23 protein-coding genes, 15 tRNA genes and 1 pseudogene (1 of these 39 cut by a window edge) are annotated in these 26362 nt (G+C 37.8%); 33 read left to right on the forward strand and 6 right to left on the reverse strand.

What is annotated here, in order from left to right; genetic code table 11:
• The 16 genes from IGL24_RS05165 to IGL24_RS05240 all read left to right on the forward strand — a co-directional run.
• A tRNA-Asn gene (locus tag IGL24_RS05165) sits at positions 1-52 on the forward strand (it extends 22 nt beyond the left edge of the window).
• Between the two features lie 39 nt (positions 53-91).
• Positions 92-180, forward strand: a tRNA-Ser gene (locus IGL24_RS05170).
• A gap of 16 nt (positions 181-196) precedes the next feature.
• Positions 197-268: transfer RNA gene (locus IGL24_RS05175), tRNA-Glu, on the forward strand.
• 15 nt (positions 269-283) lie between these two features.
• Positions 284-356: transfer RNA gene (locus tag IGL24_RS05180), tRNA-Val, on the forward strand.
• A gap of 9 nt (positions 357-365) precedes the next feature.
• Positions 366-438: transfer RNA gene (locus tag IGL24_RS05185), tRNA-Asp, on the forward strand.
• Between the two features lie 45 nt (positions 439-483).
• Positions 484-559: transfer RNA gene (locus tag IGL24_RS05190), tRNA-Phe, on the forward strand.
• Position 560: 1 nt separating this feature from the next.
• Positions 561-641: transfer RNA gene (locus tag IGL24_RS05195), tRNA-Tyr, on the forward strand.
• A gap of 6 nt (positions 642-647) precedes the next feature.
• Positions 648-721, forward strand: a tRNA-Trp gene (locus IGL24_RS05200).
• Positions 722-723: 2 nt separating this feature from the next.
• A tRNA-His gene (locus IGL24_RS05205) sits at positions 724-796 on the forward strand.
• Between the two features lie 9 nt (positions 797-805).
• Positions 806-877, forward strand: a tRNA-Gln gene (locus IGL24_RS05210).
• A gap of 38 nt (positions 878-915) precedes the next feature.
• A tRNA-Cys gene (locus tag IGL24_RS05215) sits at positions 916-986 on the forward strand.
• 16 nt (positions 987-1002) lie between these two features.
• A tRNA-Leu gene (locus tag IGL24_RS05220) sits at positions 1003-1087 on the forward strand.
• Between the two features lie 64 nt (positions 1088-1151).
• Positions 1152-1224, forward strand: a tRNA-His gene (locus IGL24_RS05225).
• Positions 1225-1233: 9 nt separating this feature from the next.
• Positions 1234-1305 (forward strand) — tRNA-Gln (locus IGL24_RS05230).
• A gap of 12 nt (positions 1306-1317) precedes the next feature.
• Positions 1318-1401, forward strand: a tRNA-Leu gene (locus tag IGL24_RS05235).
• Positions 1402-2263: 862 nt separating this feature from the next.
• Entirely contained in the window at positions 2264-3262 is a 999-nt protein-coding gene (locus tag IGL24_RS05240; protein WP_207700457.1) for a hypothetical protein, read from the forward strand.
• A 320-nt stretch (positions 3263-3582) separates the two neighbouring features.
• Here IGL24_RS05240 and IGL24_RS05245 read toward each other — a convergent pair whose 3' ends face one another.
• On the reverse strand, positions 3583-5094 hold the full coding sequence (locus IGL24_RS05245; protein WP_429968405.1) for a helix-turn-helix domain-containing protein: 1512 nt from the start codon (positions 5092-5094) through the stop codon (positions 3583-3585).
• Between the two features lie 700 nt (positions 5095-5794).
• Between IGL24_RS05245 and IGL24_RS05250 the strand changes: the two genes are divergently transcribed.
• Together IGL24_RS05250 and IGL24_RS05255 are read left to right on the forward strand one after the other, a co-directional pair.
• The gene (locus IGL24_RS05250) at positions 5795-6643 is read left to right on the forward strand and encodes a discoidin domain-containing protein (protein WP_207700269.1); all 849 of its coding nucleotides are present in this window, start codon (positions 5795-5797) and stop codon (positions 6641-6643) included.
• Positions 6644-6646: 3 nt separating this feature from the next.
• On the forward strand, positions 6647-8320 hold the full coding sequence (locus IGL24_RS05255; protein ID WP_207700268.1) for a heparinase II/III domain-containing protein: 1674 nt from the start codon (positions 6647-6649) through the stop codon (positions 8318-8320).
• A gap of 132 nt (positions 8321-8452) precedes the next feature.
• On the opposite strand, the gene IGL24_RS05260 is transcribed toward IGL24_RS05255, so the two are convergent.
• Positions 8453-9508, reverse strand: a complete 1056-nt coding sequence (locus tag IGL24_RS05260) for a LacI family DNA-binding transcriptional regulator (protein ID WP_207700267.1) — start codon at positions 9506-9508, stop codon at positions 8453-8455.
• 200 nt (positions 9509-9708) lie between these two features.
• On the opposite strand from IGL24_RS05260, the gene IGL24_RS05265 reads away from it, so the two are divergent.
• The 7 genes from IGL24_RS05265 (at position 9709) to IGL24_RS05295 (ending at position 16917) form a co-directional block, all read left to right on the forward strand.
• The gene (locus IGL24_RS05265) at positions 9709-10137 is read left to right on the forward strand and encodes a hypothetical protein (protein WP_207700266.1); all 429 of its coding nucleotides are present in this window, start codon (positions 9709-9711) and stop codon (positions 10135-10137) included.
• Entirely contained in the window at positions 10055-11842 is a 1788-nt protein-coding gene (locus IGL24_RS05270) for a DUF2264 domain-containing protein (RefSeq protein ID WP_207700265.1), read from the forward strand. The genes IGL24_RS05265 and IGL24_RS05270 overlap by 83 nt, the downstream gene beginning before the upstream one ends.
• Before the next feature lie 11 nt (positions 11843-11853).
• Positions 11854-12987 (forward strand): glycoside hydrolase family 88 protein, encoded by a 1134-nt coding sequence (locus IGL24_RS05275; RefSeq protein WP_207700264.1) that lies wholly within the window; start codon positions 11854-11856, stop codon positions 12985-12987.
• A gap of 35 nt (positions 12988-13022) precedes the next feature.
• Positions 13023-14288, forward strand: coding sequence for an ABC transporter substrate-binding protein (locus IGL24_RS05280; protein WP_207700263.1), 1266 nt, complete (start codon positions 13023-13025; stop codon positions 14286-14288).
• A 207-nt stretch (positions 14289-14495) separates the two neighbouring features.
• On the forward strand, positions 14496-15392 hold the full coding sequence (locus tag IGL24_RS05285; protein WP_206856399.1) for a carbohydrate ABC transporter permease: 897 nt from the start codon (positions 14496-14498) through the stop codon (positions 15390-15392).
• A 109-nt stretch (positions 15393-15501) separates the two neighbouring features.
• A complete protein-coding gene (locus tag IGL24_RS05290) occupies positions 15502-16242 on the forward strand; it encodes a carbohydrate ABC transporter permease (RefSeq protein ID WP_422392102.1) in 741 nt (246 codons plus the stop codon).
• A 12-nt stretch (positions 16243-16254) separates the two neighbouring features.
• Positions 16255-16917 (forward strand): DUF624 domain-containing protein, encoded by a 663-nt coding sequence (locus IGL24_RS05295; protein WP_207700262.1) that lies wholly within the window; start codon positions 16255-16257, stop codon positions 16915-16917.
• 118 nt (positions 16918-17035) lie between these two features.
• Here IGL24_RS05295 and IGL24_RS05300 read toward each other — a convergent pair whose 3' ends face one another.
• Complete coding sequence (locus IGL24_RS05300; protein WP_207700261.1) at positions 17036-18256, reverse strand: MFS transporter; 1221 nt, start codon at positions 18254-18256, stop codon at positions 17036-17038.
• A 465-nt stretch (positions 18257-18721) separates the two neighbouring features.
• On the opposite strand from IGL24_RS05300, the gene IGL24_RS05305 reads away from it, so the two are divergent.
• The 8 genes and pseudogenes from IGL24_RS05305 to IGL24_RS05340 all read left to right on the forward strand — a co-directional run bounded on the left by IGL24_RS05305 (position 18722) and on the right by IGL24_RS05340 (position 23200).
• Positions 18722-19129, forward strand: coding sequence for a hypothetical protein (locus tag IGL24_RS05305; RefSeq protein WP_207700260.1), 408 nt, complete (start codon positions 18722-18724; stop codon positions 19127-19129).
• A 240-nt stretch (positions 19130-19369) separates the two neighbouring features.
• The gene (locus tag IGL24_RS05310) at positions 19370-19777 is read left to right on the forward strand and encodes a hypothetical protein (protein ID WP_206856407.1); all 408 of its coding nucleotides are present in this window, start codon (positions 19370-19372) and stop codon (positions 19775-19777) included.
• A gap of 55 nt (positions 19778-19832) precedes the next feature.
• Positions 19833-20240: a hypothetical protein gene (locus tag IGL24_RS05315; RefSeq protein ID WP_206856410.1), complete on the forward strand. Its 408-nt coding sequence runs from the start codon at positions 19833-19835 to the stop codon at positions 20238-20240.
• Positions 20237-20517, forward strand: a pseudogene (locus tag IGL24_RS05320) (lipase); the annotation flags it as partial. The gene IGL24_RS05315 and the pseudogene IGL24_RS05320, both read left to right, overlap by 4 nt.
• Positions 20518-20591: 74 nt before the next feature.
• Positions 20592-20999 (forward strand): hypothetical protein, encoded by a 408-nt coding sequence (locus tag IGL24_RS05325; protein ID WP_206856413.1) that lies wholly within the window; start codon positions 20592-20594, stop codon positions 20997-20999.
• A complete protein-coding gene (locus IGL24_RS05330) occupies positions 20996-22240 on the forward strand; it encodes a lipase (RefSeq protein WP_207700259.1) in 1245 nt (414 codons plus the stop codon). The genes IGL24_RS05325 and IGL24_RS05330 overlap by 4 nt, the downstream gene beginning before the upstream one ends.
• A gap of 9 nt (positions 22241-22249) precedes the next feature.
• Positions 22250-22555 carry a hypothetical protein gene (locus IGL24_RS05335; RefSeq protein ID WP_206856417.1) on the forward strand — a complete coding sequence of 102 codons (306 nt, stop codon included), beginning with the start codon at positions 22250-22252 and terminating at the stop codon, positions 22553-22555.
• 381 nt (positions 22556-22936) lie between these two features.
• Positions 22937-23200, forward strand: coding sequence for a hypothetical protein (locus tag IGL24_RS05340; protein ID WP_429968406.1), 264 nt, complete (start codon positions 22937-22939; stop codon positions 23198-23200).
• A gap of 235 nt (positions 23201-23435) precedes the next feature.
• Here IGL24_RS05340 and IGL24_RS05345 read toward each other — a convergent pair whose 3' ends face one another.
• The 3 genes from IGL24_RS05345 to IGL24_RS05355 all read right to left on the reverse strand — a co-directional run bounded on the left by IGL24_RS05345 (position 23436) and on the right by IGL24_RS05355 (position 26049).
• On the reverse strand, positions 23436-24038 hold the full coding sequence (locus IGL24_RS05345) for an alpha/beta hydrolase (RefSeq protein ID WP_207700258.1): 603 nt from the start codon (positions 24036-24038) through the stop codon (positions 23436-23438).
• A 14-nt stretch (positions 24039-24052) separates the two neighbouring features.
• Positions 24053-25033, reverse strand: a complete 981-nt coding sequence (locus IGL24_RS05350) for a ring-cleaving dioxygenase (protein ID WP_207700257.1) — start codon at positions 25031-25033, stop codon at positions 24053-24055.
• A gap of 293 nt (positions 25034-25326) precedes the next feature.
• Entirely contained in the window at positions 25327-26049 is a 723-nt protein-coding gene (locus tag IGL24_RS05355) for a UTRA domain-containing protein (protein ID WP_206856428.1), read from the reverse strand.
• Positions 26050-26362 lie beyond the last annotated feature (313 nt).

Here is a 26362-nt window from a genome sequence, read left to right on the forward strand (position 1 = left end):
TAGCGCATGACTGTTAATCATGATGTCGTAGGTTCGAGTCCTACTGCCGGAGTTCTCATTTATGAGAAGAGTAATGAGCTTCTTTCACTCTGGAGAGTTGTCCGAGAGGCCGAAGGAGCATGATTGGAAATCATGTAGATGGTGCAAACTGTCTCAAGGGTTCGAATCCCTTACTCTCCGTAATTGATTTTTTACTGGCCCGTTGGTCAAGCGGTTAAGACACCGCCCTTTCACGGCGGTAACACGGGTTCGAATCCCGTACGGGTCATTAATTGGATACATTGGAGGTTTAGCTCAGCTGGGAGAGCATCTGCCTTACAAGCAGAGGGTCAGCGGTTCGATCCCGTTAACCTCCATAATGATTTGGTTCCGTGGTGTAGGGGTTAACATGCCTGCCTGTCACGCAGGAGATCGCGGGTTCGATTCCCGTCGGGACCGTCATTTCTATTCAATTAACAAACAATTTATTAATTTATTCTTTATGGCGCGGTAGCTCAGTTGGTAGAGCAACGGATTGAAGCTCCGTGTGTCGGCAGTTCGATTCTGTCCCGCGCCACCATGGAGGAGTAGCGAAGTGGCTAAACGCGACGGACTGTAAATCCGTTCCTTAGGGTTCAGTGGTTCGAATCCACTCTCCTCCATTTTATAGGGGCATAGTTTAAAGGTAGAACAGCGGTCTCCAAAACCGTTAGTGTGGGTTCAATTCCTGCTGCCCCTGCCATGGCGGATGTGGCGAAGTGGTTAACGCATCGGATTGTGGCTCCGACATTCGTGGGTTCGATTCCCATCATTCGCCTTTTTTCATTGGGGTATAGCCAAGCGGTAAGGCAAGGGACTTTGACTCCCTCATGCGTTGGTTCGAATCCAGCTACCCCAGTCCTATAAATATTAATTTATAGCTAAAAATAGTATAATGGCGGTATAGCCAAGTGGTAAGGCAGAGGTCTGCAAAACCTTCATCACCGGTTCAAATCCGGTTACCGCCTTAGTACTAATTACATTGCCGGCGTGGCGGAATTGGCAGACGCGCTGGACTCAAAATCCAGTGCCCGTTGAGGGCGTGCCGGTTCGACCCCGGCCGCCGGTATTAACTAAGATGACCACATCTTAGTTTTTTATTCGCAAATTAAATAACAGATTATTTTATCATGGCGGATGTGGCGAAGTGGTTAACGCATCGGATTGTGGCTCCGACACTCGTGGGTTCGATTCCCATCATTCGCCCTTTTTCATTGGGGTATAGCCAAGCGGTAAGGCAAGGGACTTTGACTCCCTCATGCGTTGGTTCGAATCCAGCTACCCCAGTTTCATCTATTTGCCGGCGTGGCGGAATTGGCAGACGCGCTGGACTCAAAATCCAGTGATCTCACGATCGTGCCGGTTCGACCCCGGCCGCCGGTATCACAATAACCTTTTAGTGTAGGTATATCTTACATTAAGAGGTTCTTTTTTTATATCAAAATGATAGTACCTATGTTGTAATACCATGTAAAAGTTGTATCTCTATTATAGGAGAAAGAAGTGGGCTTCAATTTTACTTAATCTTCTGTTATTCTCTTTTTAACGTAATTAGGAAGAAAGCTATCTAAAGCTATTAGCTTAGTCAGAAATCCCACCAAGAAGCAAGCGTACGCCATGTGTATTTCTAAGGATAAAAGTCTAGATTTCAAGTTTGTAGGATAGAAAGAACAAGCGGGAAATTACTCTCTAATGGAGAAAGCGGAGTAACTTGAAGAAAATCAGTGATTCTTCTGTTGGCGCAGAAAACCATCTGCTTGATGAAAAGAATCTGGTTTGCTACAGTGGCTAGTAGCCAAAACGAAAAAATAATTTCTGATTGATAACTTTTCGGAGTGATGCTGGCTGTTTCAAAGAGCCGAAAAAAACAGTTACCTGGGGCACGTTTTACACGACATCGAACCTTAGACATTCCTAGCATCTATATATAGTGAAAGTCAGTTTGAACCATTCATCGAATCAATGGGAGTACAAAATAGTATAGTGTTTACAACTAGTGGAAACTCATTTAAAATCATACATATAAACAGTTCTTATTTATCAAGAGCGAGTATCTAGTTGGTGTTTTTAGGTATTTATATACTTTATTTCATTTATTCAAAATTGAGTACAATTGATGGCTAAATGTTACTAAACAAGCTAGAGAAAAGCTATTAATAAAGGAGATGATGAAATTTTTTTAGTTTTAGTGTGGTTGCTCCCCATTGTTTATCTATGTATCGCTATAGTGCAATGGATCATTACTATGGTTTTACACGATATTATCATAAAAATACATATATATGATGTACTTGAGGGGATACATAAAAAATTTGATCTTAAAAAAAGCTGGAGAATCGTTGTTGCTTTAGGTTCAACTGCTATTCTTGCTCTTGGAACCGCTCAGGTGGCTCAATTTTATTTATTGAGTGGAGCATATTTTTGGTTTGTTTACTTGTCATTCGGGTTGTATTTGCTTGTATTCTTACTGCCATGGTTAAATCTACTATTACCTTATCAAAAGAATTTAAAGTCAAAATCTATGTTCTTTTTCAATATGAGTACTGGGACAGTACTACTTTGGATTATCGTATTAATCAACTCTTCAGCTATTATCTACTTAGATGAAGGGAGCGTAAATTCAAGGCCAGCAAATGTTCCTTTAAAGTTTGTTACTATCGGATTGTTGATCATCTATTATATTTTATCACTAATATTCATGATTTTGGCGAATCACATATACATACTTGATGAGGAGAGAACAGTCGTTAGTTTATATCGAATAGTCAAAGATATAAAAATTCTAAAAGTGAGTAATTGGACTAAAGGTGGATTAGGTTATCAGAAGAGTGCTGTAGTCATCTCGATCATTCCAACAATATTCTTACTGCTAGTTTTATCAATTGAAAATCTAGTTAAGTATGATAGTATTATGCAGTTTATTGATATTATACTGCTATTTGCTACTATTATAACAATAGTTGGTGGATTGATAAGCTTACTATTTTTAGGAAATCACAACAAATGGATCAAGCTCACTTCACTAATTGCTTATACGGTTGTTGTATTATTTAATTTGATGATAACATTCATGTATACTCAATCTGGTTTTACTCTTTTATTTGAGATGATAGGTGAAGGCCTACATTATGTTCCATTATATTTAATCGCAATAAAGCGGATAGTTGTACTTTTGTTAAATAGTTTAGCTTGTATAGTTCCATACGTATTGCTGTATAGAAAAAAGAAAAAATCCGTCGATTGATCTAGAGTAAAACGTATTTTAGGTCATTCATCTATGGTGGAAATAAATCATGTAATCAAACCTATCAAAGTAGATACAAGGGTGGCGATCATCTAAGTAAAACAAAAGGTTTTTAGCAAAACAAGAGTGCTCAAACTCAAAATCTACTCATCTCAGGATCGTGCTGTTTTATCCTGGATGCTGGTATTTTCTTATCAAACGTTGTCGGCATCGATACATACAAACAAACCAATAAGTTGAGCCACGAAGAATACCCAGTGAATTATTTGAGATCTCAAAATAATTCACTGGGTATTCTTCTATAAATAAAAATAAAGTGCCTAAAAATAACCTGTATTGTTTGCTGTAGAAGTAGCTGAATTTAAATAAGTGATTTTATCCATTAGAAGCGTCCAATCCTCTTTTGAAGGGATATTAGGTAGGCGGTGGATTGGACAAGGTAAATCTTCATTTAAGTGCAAATCATAGTTGCAGATGATCAGACTGGCTTGATGATCGTTGATCTCTTTTATAGTTACTGGTTGCTCAATCAAAAATTTGACAGAGATTTGTCGCAAGAAGAGTAATTCTGCTTCTTGAATGATGTAGTCATCCATCGATGGACAGCTTTGCAGCGCTACAATGACTCTAAGGGGTTGCTGTGACTTTATACGTAAAATCGTTGCATGAAACGTAGTCAAACTAGCAGCTAAGTGATCAAGATGAGTGAACTCAAATAGTGGATTTGCTTTTAAACGCTCTAATTGGCGAAACCAAAGCTGATAAATCTCTGGATATTTTTCTTTCATTAAATCGATCAAAGCAACGGAAGTCATTTCATAAGACGTACTCATATTTGAAAGTAATCTTGTATTGATCAAAAAGGCCTCCATTTTTTCTAAAGAGCCGTCATCTAGCATCTGCTTAGGGAAAACCTGTAATAAAAAACGGTGAACTGCTGCAACGACTGGCGCACTTTCTTCTCGGCGAAAAGCATATACTCGCTCTTCGTCTAAGCCTTGCCATTTTGAGTAAGAGACACAATGTAAAAACGCGAGATAGAGCCATAAAGATTCTGATTCAGGGATTGCTAGCTTGAATAGTGAGGAATAATATAAGGCAATCAATGGTTCGATGACTTGATATCCCCGATTCTTTTTAACTAATTCGGCTGTACTTTCCTTCAAATAGCAAAATTTTTTAGCTTGCCCTCTTACTTTAGCGATGGATAACCAAAGAGTGAAACGAAAATGACTAAAATGAAGAAAAGTGATCCCACTTTTTCGACCATGTTCAATAATCGTTTGTGCATGGTGATTACTATCAGAATCAATGATCTGACTATCGCCAAAACTAGAATAAAATGAAAAGAGTAAAAAGCGAATATCTTCTTCTTTACCAATAAAGGTTAGTGGACCTGTTGCGATCGATACGCGGTATTCTTTTAGCACTTCATTCATATGGCGTATAATGTTAAAAATCGAGCTGCGAGAAATCATTAAGTGTTCGGATAATTCTTCTGTAGTGTAGGCTTTATCATGGAGCAATAAATCCATCATACGATAAATCGTCGTGTCTTTTGCTAACCGAGTGATCACTGAATCGACAGAGATTTCTTGTTGAGTGATTTGTAAGAAACCTTGGTCATTGTAGGTTAATTGAAAATCGTTCGTAGGCAAAGAACTATTGATAATGTCGATATCTTTTCGTAAAGTTGGCTTTGATGTACCTAATTCCTGAGATAGATCACTAAGCGTTAAATTTTTATTCTGGTGCGTACGTATAAACTGTAACAAGTTATACTGTCGTTTGAATTGATTATCTAATTGTAATGTCATAGGTAAATTATTCATACTGGCAGCCTTTCTTTTTAGACAATGATAGGAGAAAAAAATAATTACATTTTTTTTAAATAAGAATTTAGTTATTACTATTAGTGTATTCGTTATTTAAAATTTAATCAATGTTTTTATCATTATTTTCACATTTTTATTTAACTTTTTTGCAAATCAAATATTTTTTGATGATTTTGATATATATACTATTCCTTTTTCCATGATTATCAGTATGTATTTGCAATATCATTTAGTTTTAATTTAGTAAGATATATTATTTTAATATGAAAAAACGTTATGTTGAATACGCTTTCTATTATAGTTTATAAAAGTGATAATTAGATAAATGTGATTTTAATTAGTTTTTAAAGGTTATTTATTTGTTTTTATCTAATTTTTCGAAATAAAAGAATATTCTCAGGGCGATAAATAGTAAAGTTCCATCCGATTGAAAAGGTACTGGGATACTAGCTTTTTTTAAAAGAGTAATTGGTGTTTAAAAAAATGGAAAGATATGAAGGGCTTGGCTCATTAGCTAACGTGTGGCTCCTGAAATGGATATTATGAAAAACGATTTTCAATTCTCTATCTTATTATTGAGGTCAAAACGCTTCTTTCATGTGTTTCAATTAAATTACTAAATATTTAGTAAAATAAATCGTTTTCTTTTCTTGCTAGTCACGTTATAATAGATAAAAATGCTCGTAGGAGGTAGAAAATGACCAAGTTAACAGTCGCAATTTATGATAATGAGGGTGTGCCAAGAAAGCATCTTCAAGGAGAAGAGGAAATCGAGAAAGACCTGGTGGAATCTGCGGAAAATTTTGTGCATTTGTCCATGAGAAAATTTGAGTACCAAGAAGGGGACCAGATCGTTGTTGAAACGGAAGAGTCAGGAAGTTATTTATGGGTTAAATTAGATGAAACGTTAGAACCTTCGCTTGTGTATTTACCAGAAAATAAATGGACGTATGAAGTTTCGTTTCAGTCGAATCGTATCAAAGCTAGACCGGAGACTCGTTTTTCTGGAGGACGTCATTACATCAGTGTTCGCTGTGCTTCTGAGGATGAGGTCAAAATGTATCGTAATTTAGCGCTGAATCCGCATGATCAAAAAGAAGAATCTGGGGCTTATCCTCATGCAAGTGCGAATGTGGAAACGAGGAATGATGCAACTTTCTTTGCTTGCAACGCAATCGATGGTGTTTATGCCAATCACTCTCATGGCTCATATCCGTTTCAATCTTGGGGGATCAATCAGCAAGCTGATGCAGCTTTGACGATCGATTTTGGGCGAGATGTCCAGTTGGATAAAGTTGTTTTCACATGGCGTGCAGATTTTCCGCATGATAGTTACTGGACGAATGTAACGATCGAGTTTGACGATGGTACAAGTGAAACATTTGCAACAGAGAAAACTGCTCATCCACAACATTTTTCATTTGTTCAGAAAAAGACCAGAACTGTACGTTTTTGTAAGTTGATCCAAGCAGAAGATCCATCACCGTTTCCGGCACTAACGCAAATTGAATTTTGGGGTAAGAATGATCAGCCAATGAAGGGATAGATAATGAAAAAGCGCTTTTTGATGCAATTATTAGAAGCAAAAAAAGAATATCTTGTGAATCCAACAGTACCTAATTTGCCAGTTTCGGGCTATAGGGATTTCTTACGGACTGGTGAGCGATTGTCTTTTGAGACTGCCTACTTTGCCAGACGTAAACAAGTAAGTGTCTTGACATTGTCCTTATTACAACAAAAAGAAGTAGAAGTTATTGAAAAATTGGAACAAGTCCTATGGGAAATCTGTAACGAATATAGTTGGAGTTTACCCGCTCATTTACCGATCGAGGGCGATCACTTTCGTTTAGATGCCGCCACATGGATCGATTTATTTGCTGCCGAGACGGGGCAAATGCTAGCAGAAATCGTCAGTCTTTTTTCGACAGAATTGTCTGAAACGTTGACTTTTCGAATCAGGACAGAAGTTGCTCAACGTTTATTTGTTCCTTTGATAAAAGAGACATGGTCGTTTGAATCATTGGAAAACAATTGGAGTGCGGTAATCGGTGGTTCGATCGGAATGGCGGCATTGGATTTATTAGAAAGAAATGCTGAGTTACAAAAAGAAATATTAGTGAAGGTTGATCGCTGTGTCCAATCTTATCTACGCAGCTTTGGAAATGATGGTGCCTGTGAAGAAGGTATCAGTTACTGGGCTTATGGGTTTGGTTATTATTGCTATTTTGCGGAAAAATATCAACAAGTTTACGAGGATGACCGCTATTTATCAGATGACAAAGTAAAAAGAATCGCGGCTTTTCCTTTTTACGTGATGATCGATGAAAAAGAGGGAGTACCGTTTTCTGATTATCATCCAGCAGAGCTGCCTAGTGGACTATTGAGCTTCTGTCATGAACGGTTTCGTGTCGAAATTCCAGAAATTAAAGCGATGAATGAGTTGGATTTTGATCATTGCTATCGCTTTGCTCCATTATTACGTAATTTACTTTGGACAAAGCAGTACAATGGAGATAGCTCAAAAGAAATCTTTCATTTTTTTGATGATGTGGCATGGGGTGTTCTTCAATCTGCAAAAGAAAATTTGGTTTTTACAGCCAAAGGAGGACGCAATGATGAAAGTCATAATCATCTTGATATCGGTCATTTCATTTTCGGTACAAAAGAAACGTTGTTTTTAACAGATCTTGGAGCGGGTGAGTATACAAAAGATTATTTTGACGAAAAAAAGCGCTATCGTTTTTTAGTTAACAATGCACTTGGACATAGTGTGCCGATCATTGCTGATGCTTACCAGCTTTCGGGTACCGTGTCAGCGGAAAATACGAGTTTTCAACGAACAAGAACTGGCGGTATTTTTAAGACCGAATTAACTCATATTTATCCTCGACAGGCAAGATTGCTTCAGATGGAACGAACGTTAGAAGTAGATCGTACCAAACGACAATTAGTGCTGAAGGATGTTTTCGTATCTGACAAAGAAAATCAGGAGGTAGTTGAAAATTTTATAACAACTCATCCAGTTGAAGTTAGAGAAGGAACGGTGTGCATTGTAGGGGAAAAGGAAAAGTGTGAGATGCTTTTTTCAAGACCTGTTCAGTTGATCAGACAGACATATTTCAATCATTACGGTCAAGAAGTAGAAGCTACGTTGATTCAAGCAACTTATCAGTTGGAGCGAGCAGGAACGATCCAAATCGAGTGCACGATTACAAGTAAATGACAACAACCCTATACGGAGGACGTCTAACGAGAAATAAAAAGGCATTCCAGAAGTAGCTTCGTAAGAAATAAGCCAGAAAACCCTAGATTCAAACTTGGGGTTTTCTGGCTTATTCTCGGGGATGATCACTGTTCAACGTCTGGTTTCAACAGGACGTGTCGTTGAGCCCCTGACGACTAATTCTGTATCTAAAAGGATGCGTTTTGCGATGCCCGGTGTGTGGATGCGCTCATGTAAGAGATTGATTCCTGTTTCACCCATTTCTTCTGTATAAGCTCTCACTGTAGAAAGGGGAGGCGTGATATAGCGAGAAATAGATAAATCATTGATGCCCATCACACTGATTTGTTCGGGAACTTGAATGTCGTGCGCATTCAATGTATGGATGATGCCGATAGCAAAAGCATCGTTTGCGGCTAAGATGGCAGTTGGTAAATCGCCTTGCCAATGTGCCAAGGCTTTTTCAGTTAATGCTTCACTTGTTTTAACGTCAAGTGAACTGTTTTCTTTTACAAAAAAATAGTTTTCATCAAACAAATGATGATGTTTCATCATGTCGATATACGTATTTGTTGTTGGTGTTTTGTAGGTTCGAAAACCATAGAGATTATCACTTTCTTCTGCACCGATATAAGCAATCTTTTTATGGCCTAAATCGAGCAGATGATGAAGGGCGACTTCCGTAGCTTGACCGAAGTCAGTATTGACACAATCATAATCGTGAAAAGGAAAATTTGATCCAACGACACAGAGATTCGGCGCAGTGGTATTTAATTCATCGATTTTTTCCTGTGTAAATTTACCGATTGCTAAAACGCCATCGACTGCTTGTAGTTGATGTTGTTCGTTTTGAGAGAAGTTTGTTACATGATAACCAAGTTCGACTGCGCGTTTTTCCGCAGCTAAACGAATGGACATGTAATAAATATCTTCTAATTCCTCGTCACTCGTGCGCCAAGTGATCAAACCAATGACACCATTTTTTTTTGAAAGTTCAGTCGCTGGATTTAAGCTGCCACTTTTTCTGGCTTTCTTTTTATATTTGGTGTAATTTAGCTTTTCTGCAATTTCGAAAACTTTTCGTTTGGTTTCTTCTGTTGCTGAGAGTGTGTCGTCATAATTCAATACGCGTGAAACAGTAGAGATCGATACGCCTGCTTCCTTTGCGATATCGGTGATCGTCGCCATAAGGTACCTCCGGATAATAGACTTTATTAATTATAGTATAGGTAATTTCAGTAAAAAGGCAAGTAAAAATATTTATTTTTTTACCAAAAAAATGTTGACTTTTTACTAATTTTAGGTAAAATTTAGTAAAAGAAAACGATTTCAATAAGGAGGATAGGACAATCAAACGATTTCTCTTTGGGGTACCATTCATTCTTATCATGAGTTTCTGTGCGGGGTGTCAAGCAAATAATCGGCAACAAGAGATCGCTTTTGAGGATCAAGTCAAAGAAGAAATACAACAAAAAGCACATGTTTTTACTGAAAAAGAATATCAATCAGGAGAAGTTCCCTTACATGTTTGGGTGAAAATCGAAGGAAAAATCATTCAAGCGGATAGGGGAAATGAAATAGAAAAAGGGGATCGCTTTATTCTTCGCAGTGGTTCGAGTGATTATCAAATATTTAATGAGCAAACAGCTAAAATCGATGTGGGCGATGAAGTCATCGTTTACGGCGAATATTATGGATTTATCAAAGGAATTTTAATTGAGAGGAAGGAAACAAATGCAACAATTTCGTACAAAACAACAATGGCAAGAAAATTTCTGCCAGCTAATGACACCTTTACGTCCTTACTACAAAAATGAACCAGGTAAATTAAAACTAGGAACACATGGGACGGTTTATTCAGAGGCAACAAGGGAGGTTGAAGCTTTTTTACGACCGTTATGGGGCTTTGGTCCTTACTTGGTCGATGAAGACGATGATGAATTGCTATCAGATTACTTGAAAGGGCTCATCGCAGGAACTGATCCACAAAGTGATGATTACTGGGGAGCCGTAACCGATTACGATCAATTGATTGTTGAGATGGCTTCTATAAGTACAACCTTGCTTTTGAATCCTGAAAAAATCTGGGGGCGGCTGTCTTCACTGGAACAGACGAATCTTGCGGAGTGGTTATTCTCAGTAAATGCGCGTCGAATCCCCAAAAATAATTGGTATTTCTTCCGTATTTTAGTGAATATCGCTTTAAAAAAATGTGGAAAACCATATTCACAGCAACAAATCGAGCAAGATTTTGATGTGATCGAACAGTTTTATAGTGGCAATGGGTGGTATTTTGATGGAGCTGAGACACAACATGATTACTATATCTCCTTTGCGATCCATTATTATAGTCTAGTATATGCCCATTTTATGGCTGATGAAGATCCAGTTCGCACAAAATGGATAAAAGAGCGGGCGGTTCTTTTTGCTCAAACATTCAAATACTGGTTTGATGCGAGTGGGGAAGCATTACCTTTTGGTCGTAGTTTGACCTATCGCTTTGCCCAAGTCAGCTTTTTTAGTGCATTAGTTTTTGCCGATGTCGAAGCATTACCTTGGGGTGAAATCAAAGGATTGATCAGTCGCCATTTAGAAAACTGGATGACTAAAGAGATTTTCTCGACGGATGGCCTACTGACAGTTGGTTATCATTATCAAAATCTAGTCTTCGGGGAAGGCTATAATGGACCGGGTTCTCCTTACTGGGCAATGAAAAGTTTCATTCTTTTAGCTGTTCCAGACGAACACCCTTATTGGCAAGCAGAAATCCAGCCATTACAAATCGAAGAAAAGACATTGGCGTTGCCGGAAAGTAAAAATTTTTACCAATATAATCAGTTATTGACACATCTGCAAGCTTTTCCAGCTGGTCAGTTTGTGAATCAGCAAAGCTTTCCTCATGCAAAATATAGCAAGTTCGTCTATTCAACACGATTTGGTTTTAGCGTACCGAAGTCTGATTATTGGTATTACGAAGGTGCGTATGACAGTACGCTGGCTTTAGCAAAAGATGGGCATTATTTCCGTCCCAAGGGATTAGATACAGCTTTCTCTGTTCTACCTGATCGTATCATCCATGAATGGTCACCGTGGGAAGATGTCAAGATTCGTTCCACGATCGTGCCACTGGAAAACTGTCACGTCAGAGTACATGAAATTGAAACAAAAGATATGATTCAAGCATATGATGGCGGCTTTAGTGTTCCTTTCGAACAAAGCTTGCCCAAAGCAACTGAGCAAAGTATTGAAGCAAAAACGAGTATAGGAACATCAACCGTCAAAGGAATGATCGGCTATGAAAACGCAGATATTGTGCGAACGGAACCAAACACGAATCTCTTTTTCCCACGTACGATGTTGCCTTTTGTTTCAGCTGAGTTAACACCAGGAAACCACTTGCTTGTGTCACTCATTTCAGGAACTTTACCAGATGAAACAGTGAACCAGCCAGTCATTGAACAAAAAGGACAAAAATTATTGATCCAACAAAAGAATCAAACGATCGAATTAACGATTAGATAATGGAGGTAGGAATGACACAATTTGAATGGTTGACACATGACATTGATTTTGTCGTTGATAAAATCAAAAAAAATCTGACACTTTTTCAAGAGACCGTACCACCTGCTGCGAGCGTAGACCTTGTCTATGCTCCAGAGGAAAATACGGATTGGACAGCTAGTTTCTGGATAGGGATGCTCTTTTTGGTCAAAGAACTGACGAACGATCCAGCAGTCGATCCAACGATTGAAAAGCAACTCGCCTCTTTTCGCCGACGTCTTGAAAAAGATATTGCGCTTGAAACACATGATATCGGCTTTTTATATACGCTCTCTGCCATCGCTGATTATCAAGTGAATCAACGGGAATCCTCAAAAGAATTAGCGGTCAAAGCCGCCGATCGTTTGATGGAGCGCTATGATCCAAAAACACAGATCATCCAAGCGTGGGGGGATTTGAATGATGAACAACAACGCGGCCGTATGATCATTGATTGCTTGATGAACTTGCCACTGCTATATTTTGCTTCAGCGATGACTGGAGAGGGCAAGTATAAAGAAGCTGCATATACACACGCCAAACAAACCCAGCGTTACATCGTTCGTGATAATTTTACAACATATCATACGTATTATTTCGATCCTAAAACTGGCGAAGCAATCGGCGGCAAAACGCAACAAGGCTTTGCAGACGATTCTTGCTGGGCACGTGGCCAAGCATGGGGGATTTATGGATTTACCTTGAGTTACAATCATACTGGCGATCATACTTTTTTAGAAACAGCGAAAAAACTCGCGGACTATTTCATTGATTGCTTACCGGAAGACAAGATCTGTTACTGGGATCTGGTGTTTCATGATGGCAGCGGAGAAGAAAGAGATACTTCTGCTGCGGCAATCGCCGTTTGCGGCTTATTGGAACTCGCAAAGCAACTACCTTTGACTGATCCGAAAAAAGAGGAATATCAAGCTGTTGCTGTGGCAATTATGAAAACGTTATCAAAAGGATATACAAGTGTGGATTCGCCACAATCGAATGGCTTGTTACTCGAAGGGGTGTATGACAAAAAATCAAATAAAGGAGTGAAAGAGTGCATGATCTGGGGCGATTACTATTATGTAGAAGCCTTGGTACGACTTACAACAGCTTGGTACAGTTACTGGTAAAAACGACGATTAAATGAAACGGAGGGATTTGGAACATGAAGTTTTTGAAAAAAAGTGTTATTGCTGCGTTACTTGTTAGTGGAGGGCTTTGGTTAGGTGCATGCGGAAATGAAAATCAAGCACAAGACCAATCAGAAGGAACAGTGTTGACAGTCAGTACGTGGAATTATGAAACGACACCAGAATTTGACAGACTTTTTCGAGCATTTGAAAAAGAAAATCCTGGAGTAACAGTGAAACCCGTTGATATTGCTTCAGATGATTATGATACAAAATTGACGACGATGTTAGCAAGTGGCGATACGACAGACGTATTGACGATGAAAAATCTATTGTCTTATTCAAATTACGCATTAAGAGATCAATTGGTTGATTTGTCTACGCACATCAAAGATTTAGATACAGCCCCTGCCATGGAAAGCTACGAGATGTATGACATTGATGAAAAAACGTATGCGCAACCTTATCGTACAGACTTTTGGGTGCTTTACTATAATAAAAAATTATTCGATGAGGCAGGGATACCTTATCCAGATAATTTGACTTGGGAAGAATACGAAGACTTGGCGAAACAACTTTCAAAACCGGAAGAGCAAGTATACGGTGCATACCAACACACGTGGCGCTCGACTGTTCAAGCAATTGCAGCTGCGCAAAATAATAAAAATCTAGTCGAGCCAGATTATGGTTTTTTAGATGAGTACTATGACCGTGTATTGCGGATGCAAGAAGAGCAAGCTCAAATGGATTTTGGTACAGCTAAGTCAACGAATGTGACCTATCAATCACAATTTGAAAACTCCAAGGCTGCCATGATGTACATGGGCACTTGGTACATGGGTGCTTTGTTGACAAATATTGATGCTGGTTCAACAGATGTGGAGTGGGGCATCACTCAAATGCCGCAAAATGAAAAAGGACAGGAAATCCAAACATTTGGTTCTCCCACAGCCTTTGCGATCAATAAAAACTCAAAACAACAAGAACTAGCGCAAAAGTTCCTTGATTTTTGCTCGGGAGAAGCGGGTGCTAAAGTGTTAGCAGAAGTAGGTGTCGTCCCTTCTTATCGAACAGATGCGATCAATGAATTGTACTTCAGCCGTCAAGGAATGCCAAATGATGAGATTTCACAAAAAGCATTTGAGCCAGATTATATTGCTATCGAGTTTCCAGTCGATACGAACGGCCCAGCGATTGACAGGATCTTACAGGAAGAGCATGAACTGATTTTGGTAGGCGACGAATCACCAACATCAGCGATTGACAATATGGAAAAACGAGTGAAACAAGAAAGCGAATAAAAAGGTCTGTGACGATGTGTTGTAAGTGAACAAGATTCACATCAAATAATCGAGGGTAAACGTTGATTTTCCCTTAATCGATTGCCAACTATATGCTGAAGGTGGGCATACTGCACCTTCAGTGTATAGCTGATATAAATGCCTGTCATTGCCTTTAATGAAAGGGGGAGCGTCAAAAGAACCAGTTGGTTTTTTTGATATCTAGCTATGGAAGTAACAAAGTCAGCTTCACATAAATTAAAACGTAAAAATACGTTGATTGCTTGGTCATTTATTGCGCCAAACTTTATTGGATTTTTGATTTTTACTTTAGTACCAGTTGTTTTTTCATTAGTGTTAGCCTTTATGAAATGGGATTCCTTTAGTACACCAGAATTTGTTGGTCTGCAAAATTTCACTCGAATGTTATCGGACGATACGTTTTGGATCTCGCTAAAAAATACTTTTCTGTACACGATTGGCGTTGTTCCGTTGACCTTGGTTTGTTCGTTGGGTTTAGCCATTTTACTGAATCAGAAAATAAGAGGAGTCAAGTTTTTTCGGACGGCGTTTTTCTTCCCCTATGTCACCTCATTAGTGGCAATTGCAGTGGTGTGGAGTATGTTGTTTCATCCTACGATGGGACCAATCAACCAGTTTTTACGTGTATTCATTGAAAATCCTCCAGGCTGGTTGTCTAGTTCAGATTGGGCATTGACAGCGATCATTATCGTTAGTGTCTGGCGAGGAATGGGCTATTATATGATTTTGTACTTAGCTGGATTACAAGGGATCTCGAAAGAATTATATGAAGCAGCAGCGATGGATGGTGCAAACAAGTGGAAGCAATTCCGACACATCACCGTACCTGCATTGCGCCCCACAACATTTTTTGTCACGATCATGTTGGTTATCAACTGCTTCAAGATTTTTGACCTTGTCCAAGTGATGACCGATGGAGGACCAGGTCGTGCAACAAATGTGTTAGTTTACCAAGTCTATAGTGAAGCATTCGTAAAATTCAATTTCGGTTACGCTTCAGCAATTGCTATGGTCTTGTTTGTGATCGTATTGGTGATTACGGTGATCCAGTTCAAATGGAATCAGATTCAAGAGAAAGTCTAAGGGAGGCGAACAGATGAACAATCAGTCAGACAAAAAATCATTTCAGAAAATACTCGTGTTTGTGTTGCTTGTATTTTTTTCAGTGCTCACGTTGATTCCTTTTATCTGGATGATCTCTGCATCATTCAAAGCGAACAATGATGTCTTTTCGGTTCCGATCCAATGGATACCTAAGACATGGCATCCAGAAAATTATTCAGTCATTTGGACACGCATTCCGTTACTGACTTTTTTCAAAAATACAGCGATTTTAAGTATTGTGATCACATTGATCCAACTCTTTACATCAAGTTTTGCTGCCTATGGCTTTTCGAAAATGCACTTTAAAGGAAGAAACCTCCTTTTTCTTGCATATATCGGTACGATCGCTGTTCCCTGGCAATCTTACATGATCCCACAATTTATCATGATGAGACAATTAGGGTTGTCAGATACGTTGCTTTCTTTGATATTGTTACAAGCATTTAGTGCATTTGGCGTATTTTTATTGAAACAATACTATAGTAGTATTCCCGATTCTCTTTGTGAAAGTGCAAGGATCGATGGGCTGACCGAGTGGGGCATTTATCGCCGGATCATCTTACCTTTGACTAAACCAGCTTTAGCTAGCTTGACGATCATCACTTTTGTCAATACATGGAATGACTATATGGGACCATTTATTTATCTGTCATCAACAGAAAATAAAACGATCCAATTAGGATTGAAAATGTTTGTTGGGTTGTTCGATACAGAATATGCTCTGATCATGGCGGCATCCGTTTTGTCTGTTTTACCAGTCGCAATCGTCTTTTTAGTCATGCAAAAATATTTTGTTGAAGGTATTGCTTCTTCTGGCGTCAAAGGATAGAAAGGAAAAGCTATGTTTAAAAAACAAACGTTTGAAACGAATGTTTATATGAAGCTGTTTCGTTTAGCTTATAGTTTTCTTGCGGGCAATCTATGTATTTTTCTTGTGAATCTTCCCTTTTTTCTGGTCGTAGTGACAACTGCGATCGATAGTAGAAATAGTCTCTTTTTCTTAGGGAGTATACTTTTTTTCTTACCTGCGATCTTAACAACTTTAGCTTGTTTCGCTAATGATATCCAAGGAAATGACGTACCAGTCAAAACGTTTTTCCAACTGTATCGCGGACTCTGGAAAAAAAGTATGTACTTAGGTGGTCCAGGATATCTTGTGATCGTGATTTCTTATGTCGATATCCTTTTTTTCATCCATCAACCAATGGGGAAATGGGTCATTCCTTTCTTTTTCTTATTGATCATTTTGGCGATTAGCCTGATAATCAATAACTTTTATCTCCAAGTAAAGAATCCGAAGACCTCCATACGAAAAATCTACCATGTATCACTATATTATGTATTGAAAAAATGGTACATCAGTCTATTGAACGCTGTTTTGTTGGTTCTTTTGCTAATCGTGATGGTCGTTAAACCACAGTTTGGCTTCTTGCTCACACCAAATTTATTTTTAGGTTTGGTTTATCTTAACTGTAAGCAGACATATCGAGAGCTAAATCAATAGCTATTGAAGAAAAAAATTGAAAAGAGAAGTAGCTCCCCAAAGTTCGATCAATCATCTGACTTTGGGGGGCTATTCATTTATCCATGGCTTGAAGAAACACGGAAAAGGTCAATCGATATTAGCATCGAAAGTTTTTTCCGACTACTAGCCATAGGATAAGTGGCATCAGTAGTAGTCCGCTTCCAATCATTATCCAATCGATTGAAACTATATCCGCTAATGGTCCCAGTACCAACATCGTAGCTGGAGAAGCACTACTGATCGCCATCGTGACTAGACTCATGATTCGGCCCATATGTTCGTTATCCGTTTTTGCTTGAAAGAACGAAACCATTGCAGTACGTGAAATGGGTACAACAAAACCAATTGCTATCATCATGGCGAAATACAGCCAGAAATTTGATGCCACACCTAACAAAATAAAAGGGATGACCAACAATGAATAGCCCAGTGCAATCGTATGGATTTTATTTTTAAAGCCTCCCCATGTACTCATCACTGATCCACCTACCAACATTCCTGAAGCAAACCCAATTTCAACTGCCGATAGTTGCCATATTCCATCATGGAAATTACGAGTGATTTGTAATGGTGCTATATTGGCAGCAGGTGTAGAAAACACACTTCCCATAAAACCAGCAACGATCAATGCAATCAGGATTTTGTGCGTACGAAGGTAACTGATACCAGTCTTTATTTCTGCTAAAACTTGTATTTTATTTGTTTTTGCAGATTTCATCGGTGGAACTTTTACTCGGAAAAAAAGGATAGTCACACCAATAGCCGCAGTCAAAAAGTCGATCAGCAGTATCGCATCTAAAGGCAAAATAGTAAGCAAACTTGCTGCCAATGCAGGACTTGCAAGCATCATCACTGCTTGGATCGTCTGATCGATTCCATTGATCCGTACCAAGTGCTTTTCTTGGGTGATTTGTGGAATGATCGAAGAAACAGCAGGCGTTTGAAATCCTTGGCCGACAGAGCGAATGAATATCAACCCCAATAATAAAAGAAGATTTTTCTCCATCGCGTTGTTCACAACGAACAGGATCGCCATGAATAAAGAAGCGAGTGCGACGCAACTATCAGATAAAATAGCGATTATTTTTCGATCGTAATGATCAGCAAGTGCTCCCGCAAAAGGCATGACCAAAACCATCGGCAAGATACCAATCGCGCTCATCAAACCAACCATCATTCCTGATCGTGTTGATAATGTGACATGCCAAATAATAGCATACTGTACCAACATCGTTCCGACCATTGAAATGGCCTGCGAGGTTAGTAAGTATGCTATGTTCTTTTTCCAATTCTTTTCATCATACATCATTTTTGACATTTTTATTCTCTCCCTTTGGATATAAATTAGATTTCTAACAATTTATATGCCCAAAAGGGTTTTTCGGAGAATGTGTCCTAATTGCTGAAACGAATTTATCATATTTGAAAAAATTTGTAAAGAATAAATAAGAGGGAAGTACTCATGTAAACGGTTATGATACTAAAAAGATCTTTTATTAGGAATGTAATAAATAACAATATAAAAATGATAGGATGAGTTACGTAATAAATTGATCTAAGATGTAGTAATGAAATTGAAACTTTGAACATAAAGATGGATCAATCGCATTGATTTTGGATTTGCAAAAAACGAGCAACTATTAAATAACGATTTATTTTGATAAGGAAGTAGCTGATAAAATGTTTAGAGGATGTTTCTCAGTTTTTCGTATTTTGATGGTCTTTGACGTATTTATTGAATAGAGAAGCGAAACTTTTGCTTTTGAAAGGAAAAGAGGGAGAGATGAGAAAACGAACGAACAAACAAGTTCTAATAGCTATGGCTGTGATTATCAGTCTAGTAATGATTCTCATTGTAATGAAAGTATTTATAAATAAAAGTGAGGAAAGAAGAGAGCAAGAATTGTTAGCAGTTGAGAAACAATCGGTACGAGTATTAAAAAAAATATTTGCGGATATTGCAGAGGTTAAATTTGAAGGTTCTGCTAAAAATGATATAACGGGTTCTTATAGGTTGTTTGTAACAATGAAGAATACCAAAGGTCAATCTGTTTATTTTTCATATGGTTTTTGGAAAGAAGCTAATCAGTTAGGAGATTTTGGGGTTGAGGATAGGGCGATACAGATAAAAGGTATTACGAAAAATAAAATTAGAGTAATTTACACAAGTGTGAATGAAGAAGAAATCTGACAATACCAAATCAAAATCATCGAACTTATAAGGCATCGTTTATTGGAGATATCTAACAATAAAAAGAAATATGACTCTAGCATAAAATAAGGAGTTTTTAGTAGTTTGTATGGGATTAAATTAAAATACTAAAACTCAAAGAAAACCCTAAAACAGATGGTATGTAAGTAGTAGCAGACACTCCACTTGATAAAACAGTCAGTCTTGTGCATTGATAATACTTTGAAAGGGAGAGGATATATGAAAGAACGAACGAGTAAGCAATTGCTGATAGTTTTAGCAGTAATGATCAGTTTGGTAATGATCGTAATCGGTGGGAAAGCATACATGGATAAGAGAGAAGAAAGAAAAGCGCAAGAATTGTTAGCGGTAGAGAAACAATCGGTTCAAGCTTTGAAGAACACTTTTGCGGATATTGCAGAAGTGAAAATTGAACAATTTGATAAAAATGAGATGACAGGATTTTATAGGGCAATGGTTACAATGACTAATACTAAAGGAGAGTCAGTCTATTTTGATTATGGTTTTATCGCACAAACCAATGAACTAGGCGCTTATGGAATAGAAGATATAGATATACAAAAAGAAGGAATAACGACAAGGAAAATAAAAGCAATTTATAGTAATGGTCAGGAAGAAGATGTTTGATCATGATGAAATAGGCAGATTGGTGTATTGGCGATAGTCTAAGAAAAGAGGACATATGAAAAAACGAACGAGTAAGCAGATGCTAATAGGTTTAGCAGTAATGATCAGTTTGGTAATGATCGTAATCGGCGGGAAAGTATACATGGATAAGAGAGAAGAAAGAAAAGCCCAAGAATTATTAATGGCAGAAAAAGAATCGGTCCAAGCTTTGAAAAATACATTTGCAGATATTGCAGAAGTGAAAATTGAACAAACAGGATATGACAATATGACAGGTTCGTATGGCATGCTCGTCACTATGAGAAACACAAAAGGACAGGCTGTTTATTTTTCGTATGACTTTTCAAAGAATAGTAGAGAAATTGATACATACGGAATTGAAGATAGAAGTATACAAGTTGAAGGAATTACTAAGAATAAAGTAAAAGTGATTTATTCCAATAGTAAGGAGGAGTATGTATGATAGTTACTGATAAGAACTATAATAAAATAAGTAATCAATATACCGACTAGATCCTAAAAACAAAAAATATGACCCTACTTTAAAAGAAGGAGCAATACGGAAATTTGGCGGAACTAGATTTAAAATACTAAAACTCAAAGAAAACTCGAAAACAGATGGCATGCAAGCTATGGCAGTCGCTCCGCTAGATGAAAAAGGGAATGTTGATACTTCCCAAGTAGTGATTTCTTATGCAGGAACAAATAAATCAGATTGTAAGGATCTAGAAACAGACTTATGAACGATTAGTGAATTTTTTTGATAAAATAGTGGTTCTAGTGTATTGATAATAGTTTAAAAGAGAGATGGATGATGAAAAAACGAATGAATAAACAATTGTTAATAGGTATCGCAGTAATGCTCAGTTTGGTAATAATCGGAATCGGAGGGAAAGTATATATGGATAAGAGAGAAGAAAGAAAAGCACAGGAATTGTTAATGGCAGAAAAAGAATCGGTCCAAGCTTTAAAAAAAATATTTGCGAATATTTTAGAGGTAAAAATTGAGCGTTCAGGGTACTTCAGCATGACAGGTTCTTATGACATGTTTGTTACTATGACAAATACCAAACAACAATCAGTGTATTTTTCATACGGTTTTGGAAAACATAGCCGTGAGATTCTTGATTACGGAATAGAGGATAGAAGTATACAAACGAAAGGAATTACGAAAAACAAAATAAAAGTGATTTATTCAAATGGTGAGGAGGATTATGTATGACAATTACGGATAAAAATTATAATAGTATAAGTAATAGGGTTTATCGAATAGATCCTAACCACCCTGAATATAATGCTGATTTAAAAGAAGGATCATTTCGCAATTTCGGTGGAGCTGAATTCAAAATACTAAAACTCAAAGAAAACTCGAAAACAGATGGCATGCAAGCTATGGCGTTAGCTCCGCTGGATGAAAAAGGTAACGTTGATACTTCCCAAGTAGTGATTTCTTATGCAGGAACAAATAAGTCAGATTTTAAGGATATAGAAACAGACTTACGAACGATTATTGGTCTTTTCGATGGCTCAGATAATCGAGTGGTTTCTTTAGTAACCAGACAAGCACGTTTTTTGGGTCAATTGACGTCTGCTACTGAGTTTGCGAAAGAGGTAAAGAATGAGTATAAAGATGCTGAAATTTCTACAACAGGTCATTCATTAGGACAGTATCTAGCCTTGTATGTCGCAGCTGAAAACCAATGGAAAAATGTTGGGTTTAATGGACCAGATCCGTACGAACTACTATCTCCAGAAGCAAAAAAATGGATAAAGGAAAATCCAGGGATGTTGACGAATTATCGGAACCGGGGTGATTTCATTGGTAATATTATGGGAAATCGAACAGGCGCAGAAATAAAAATAAGTATGGAAATGGGGTTAATAAATCCGTTTGATTATCATGGTTTAGATGTTTGGAGATTTGATAAACAAGGAAATCTGATCATTCCAGAGAACGACTATAATACGAAAGCAAGTATACAACAGGAAAAAAATAAAGCAATGAGTGATTTCTCAAGTCATTTGGATACGTTGAAAAAATGGCGTGAAAAGTTTACTGCGAGTGGAGGACGTTTATCAGCGAATGAGCGAATTTATTTGAATCATAGTCAAACAAAGGCAGTTGTAGAGACGATGGGACGAAAGATTAAAAATGCAATGGAGGAAGTTATACGAATCAATCAGAGCAGTATTGAGCGAATCGAAATGAATTGGGCAGAAGAAGTACGGAGAGCGGAACATGCTGCACCTTCTTTGGCTGCTTGGGAAGTAAAAGAAACATTGGCATCTGTGGGAGTGACATGGGAAACACACGTAATGACGCCAAAGGAAAAATGTCAACAACGAATCCAAAAAGCAAGTCGAAAAGGTGAACGTTATGATGAATTGGCAAAAGAGATCAAAAATAAAATCGATAATTTAGTCGCACGAGACCAAGAATTAGCCAATCAACTAAAGGGGTGAGAAAAGAAAATGACGATTGAAGAGTTGCAAGCGGATTATCAGAGAAAACGAATCAAACTAGAAGAAGAGGAAGACTTGTTGCGCTATTTCAACCGAAAAGGAGAAGAAGTGGTTGAACAATCTGAGCAACTGTTAAGGCGAAGTCTGAATGGTTTAGCCCTTGATAACGAACCGTTGATGAGAGCAAGGAAACAATATCAGATTGCAGAAGAGCGGTATAAGTCAGCATTAAATTCAGAACGACGTCTGTTACATCAACGATTTGATGATTTAGAACGAGAGTACCAAGCAGCTTATCGAAAATTAAGCCAGTGATAAGAAAGTAATAACTACATAAAACCATCTCAACATGTCGTTGAATTGGAACAATAGCACGTATCTTCTGATTGAGGAGAAATTATACTAAAAGTCAAACCTGCTTTCCTCGATAAAAGTGGATGAGAAAAAGTGAACTAGTGACATGCGAATTTGGCCTGTTTTACGATTTTTTCATATGAAGCAGCCTATAAAAAGTATCACTCAAGGGAGCAAACTAAGAAAGATTGAGGAACGTTTTCGTCGGTTATAGCGTAAGGTCTCTCAAAAATAAGAGACAAGGAGGGGAACTAGTTTGTCAAAATATATAACCTCTATAAATTAGATGTAAGATAACTTTATCTTGAAAAACTACTTATAGATTTTTGGCAACGGGAAGTCATGGTTGATTTGGAAGATTTGTTAAATGAGTTAAGAAAAACTTTAGAGAAATGGAATGTTCAAACCGTGGGAATTGCCATGCAGGAAAAATTGATGGCAGAAAAGAAAGAAACGGATAAAACTCATAAGAAAGCGGTAGAAGAAGCAGAAAAAGCGTTCTCGAGCAGTCGTGGTCAGTTGGAGGATTCTGTCAAAGGAGGGTTCGCAAAAAGAGTAATAGAAGTATTCGATGAGCAAGAAAAGGAATTAAAAGTATTCGAATAAGCCAATCTGTTTTATCATGAGGATGGAGAAACATTGGCGGGGAGTCTTGGTTAATCGATGTTTCTTATTAGGATTGATTTACTTCAACTAAAAGAAGATGTAGCGACATATTGATCAATAAATAGATTTTAAAAGCGAAAAAAAGAACTTGAGAAAACGATTTATTTTCCCAAGTTCTTTTTTCGATTCTGGGTAACGTAGTTGATTTCAAAACTTTGAAATAAAACGCAAAGGGTTAGTCTAAAGTATCTAGCCATTGCTTGGCGTGCGTCAACTCATCCATGGTCAATTGATGCCCTTGATCTGTGGTTTGTGTTGTTACTTTAGCGCCTCGTGAATCAAATTCGTTAACTAATTGACTAAATGAAGTGTTCGAAACGATCGGATCTCCATTGCCGTAAGATAACCAGACAGAAGTATCAGGTAGTTCTGTTTTCTCAGGATACTTGTCTAAAGACATCGGATGGAAGAAAAGTCCTTTTTTTAATTCTGTTTGTTGAGCCAACATGATGTGAGCGGCAATATTTGCGCCATTTGAAAATCCGACAACGATCCAATCTGTTAATGGAATCTCATGGGAGTGACTGATTGTTTTGATTTCATTTAACAGATTTGAGGATTCTTCAGCTAAACTGTCATAATCGAATTGATTCAATCCGTTTCTTTTAAAAAAACGATTCATCCCTTGCTCGTTGATATTCCCTCTAAAGGATAAAAGTGTACTTTCAGGTGCAAGAAACTCTGCAATTTCTAAAAGCGAGTGTTCATCTCCACCAGTCCCATGAAGTAAGATCAATTTTTTTTGTGTTGGTTTTCCTTGTCTGTAAAGATACTTCAAATGTTTCACTCCTGTCATTGATCTACCCGTTTTTGGTTGGCGTCTCGAGTGTCAAATGGTCGAACATAAGCTTCGATTTCTTTTCTTTTTCCTTCTAGTAATGGGGGCAAAGCAAGGATCTCTCCAGCTGTTTCAGCAGGCTCATCGCCAAAGAATCCAGGACCATCTGTGGCTAGTTCAAATAAGACGTGAGTAGAAGCTAAGAAATATTCAGATTCAAAGTAAAAACGATCAACAAATCCAGAACTAGGTAAAGAGGTTTGGTTGATTTTATTGATCCAAAACTGCAGTGCTTCATGATTAGCTACACGTAAAGCGAGATGATGGACGTTCCCATAACCTTCGATCGCTTTTGGCAGATCGGTACGATGTTCGACGATGATACTAGCACCATTTCCACCAGCGCCCACTTCAAATAAATAAAAGTCATCTGCACGATCGATTTCTTTAAAACCGAGTAAAGCAAGTAATACTGTTCGAATGGGCTCAAGATCACTTACACGAACGATGACTGGGCCGAGTCCAGTGATTGCCATGTCTGTCGGGATACTACTGTTTTTCCAAGGAACTCCCGCAGGAACGCCAGTATTTTTTTCATCCGAGATCAATTGATACGCTTGTTCATCGAAATCTTCAAATTCAAGATATTTCTTGCCAAAACGTTCTTTGATCGCAGAATGAGTGATTTGGAATTTTTCAAATCGGTCGAACCAATAGTCTAACGCTGTATCGGAAGGTACACGAAACGACGTACGAGCGATCGTATCCGTTCCTTTCGTTCCTTTTGGCTGGTTTGGGAAATCAAAAAAGGTCATATCTGTCCCAGCAGAGCCATGTTCGTCAGTGAAATACAAGTGGTAAGTCTCAATATCATCTTGATTGACTGTCTTTTTGATCAAGCGCATTCCTAGAATATCTGTAAAAAAGCGGTAGATCTTTGGTGCACTAGATGTCATTGCTGTGACATGGTGGACGCCTCGAATTGTTGTATCCATAATTCATCCTCTTTTCTTTAAACTTACAAAAAGTAAGTAAATGTTGTTAAGGTCAGTATAGGATGTTACGAGAGATATTGCAATAAATATGTCCTGCTACTTGAAAGAGAGGGGGTTTGTTTGTTTGATTTTAAAATGAGAAGACGAATAAGCTGGCTTAATAAAAAAAGCAACGGTCACGATAGTTGATGAAGTGCGCCCCCTAAGTTAGACCACAAGATCTAACTTAGGGGGCGCACTTCATGAATGTGGCCGTTGCTTTTTTGAAGTGAATACAGGATTCCTCACTTCATCTACTGATTTGCTCGTACATCTAACAGTGAATAATTGCGGACGTCGAAGCGATTGCGACTTGAGGAATATTCGATCGGTTGACCGTCTTTTAGGTAGACGACTTGTTGGACCTCAAGTACTGGGTCTGTTTCGGCGCAATTTAAATACTGTTGATCAAATGCGGAACTTTTGTCTGCTGAGATTGCACGATATGCTCCAGCAAAATGGACATTGAGTTCTTTGTGCAAATAATCATAGATGGATGATAAAAGATGCTCTTTCTTTAGTCCTGGAACAAGTTGGACTGGCATAAAAGTGTGTTCTAAAATATACGGTTCATCGTCTAAGATACGCAAGCGATGAATGTTATAAACTGGCTGTTCTGCATCGATCATCAAACGTTCTTGGATAAAAGCATTAGGGAACTCGACATCAAATTGAATGATCTGACTTGTTAGGGATCGTTGGCGTCGTTTCATTTGTAAACTTAATCCTTCGTATTCATTCGCAGGAGAAGTATCTTTGTTTAAATAAGGATGGCTTAAAATCTTAGTTCCTGATCCTCGTTGCGAGTAAACGAGTCCTTCCATGGCTAGAATGTTGATAGCTTTTTTGATCGTCATTCGACTAGCATTGAATTCTTCGACTAGATCCACTTGATTTGGTAAAAAACTATTTGGTGGATAAGTTTTTGAACGAATTCGATCTCTTAAGATATTTGCGATTTCTTCATATTTTGGCACGTTTTTCACCTCACTTTGAGTATAACGAAAGATCATAGCGCCGACAACCAATAAAAGCATGAGAAGTGTGGATGACCGTGTACATGAATTGATTTTATAAATTTGTAAAGGGAAGAGCAAAGATCGTTAATCTACGTGATCAAGAAAAACGCTGATTTTTTTATATAGTAGGTTTTGATCATGGATGGGACAAATGAACCTATAAATGATTAAACGATTATCTAAAAAATGCTAAAGAAAAAAGTAATTGCTACCTAAATTTCCCACTTTTAAACAAGCTTTATTAAGAGTTAAATTTCAAAAAAAACAAATG

The sequence above is a fragment of the Enterococcus sp. DIV2371 genome (assembly GCF_050498525.1).
GTDB lineage: Bacteria > Bacillota > Bacilli > Lactobacillales > Enterococcaceae > Enterococcus_B > Enterococcus_B mangumiae.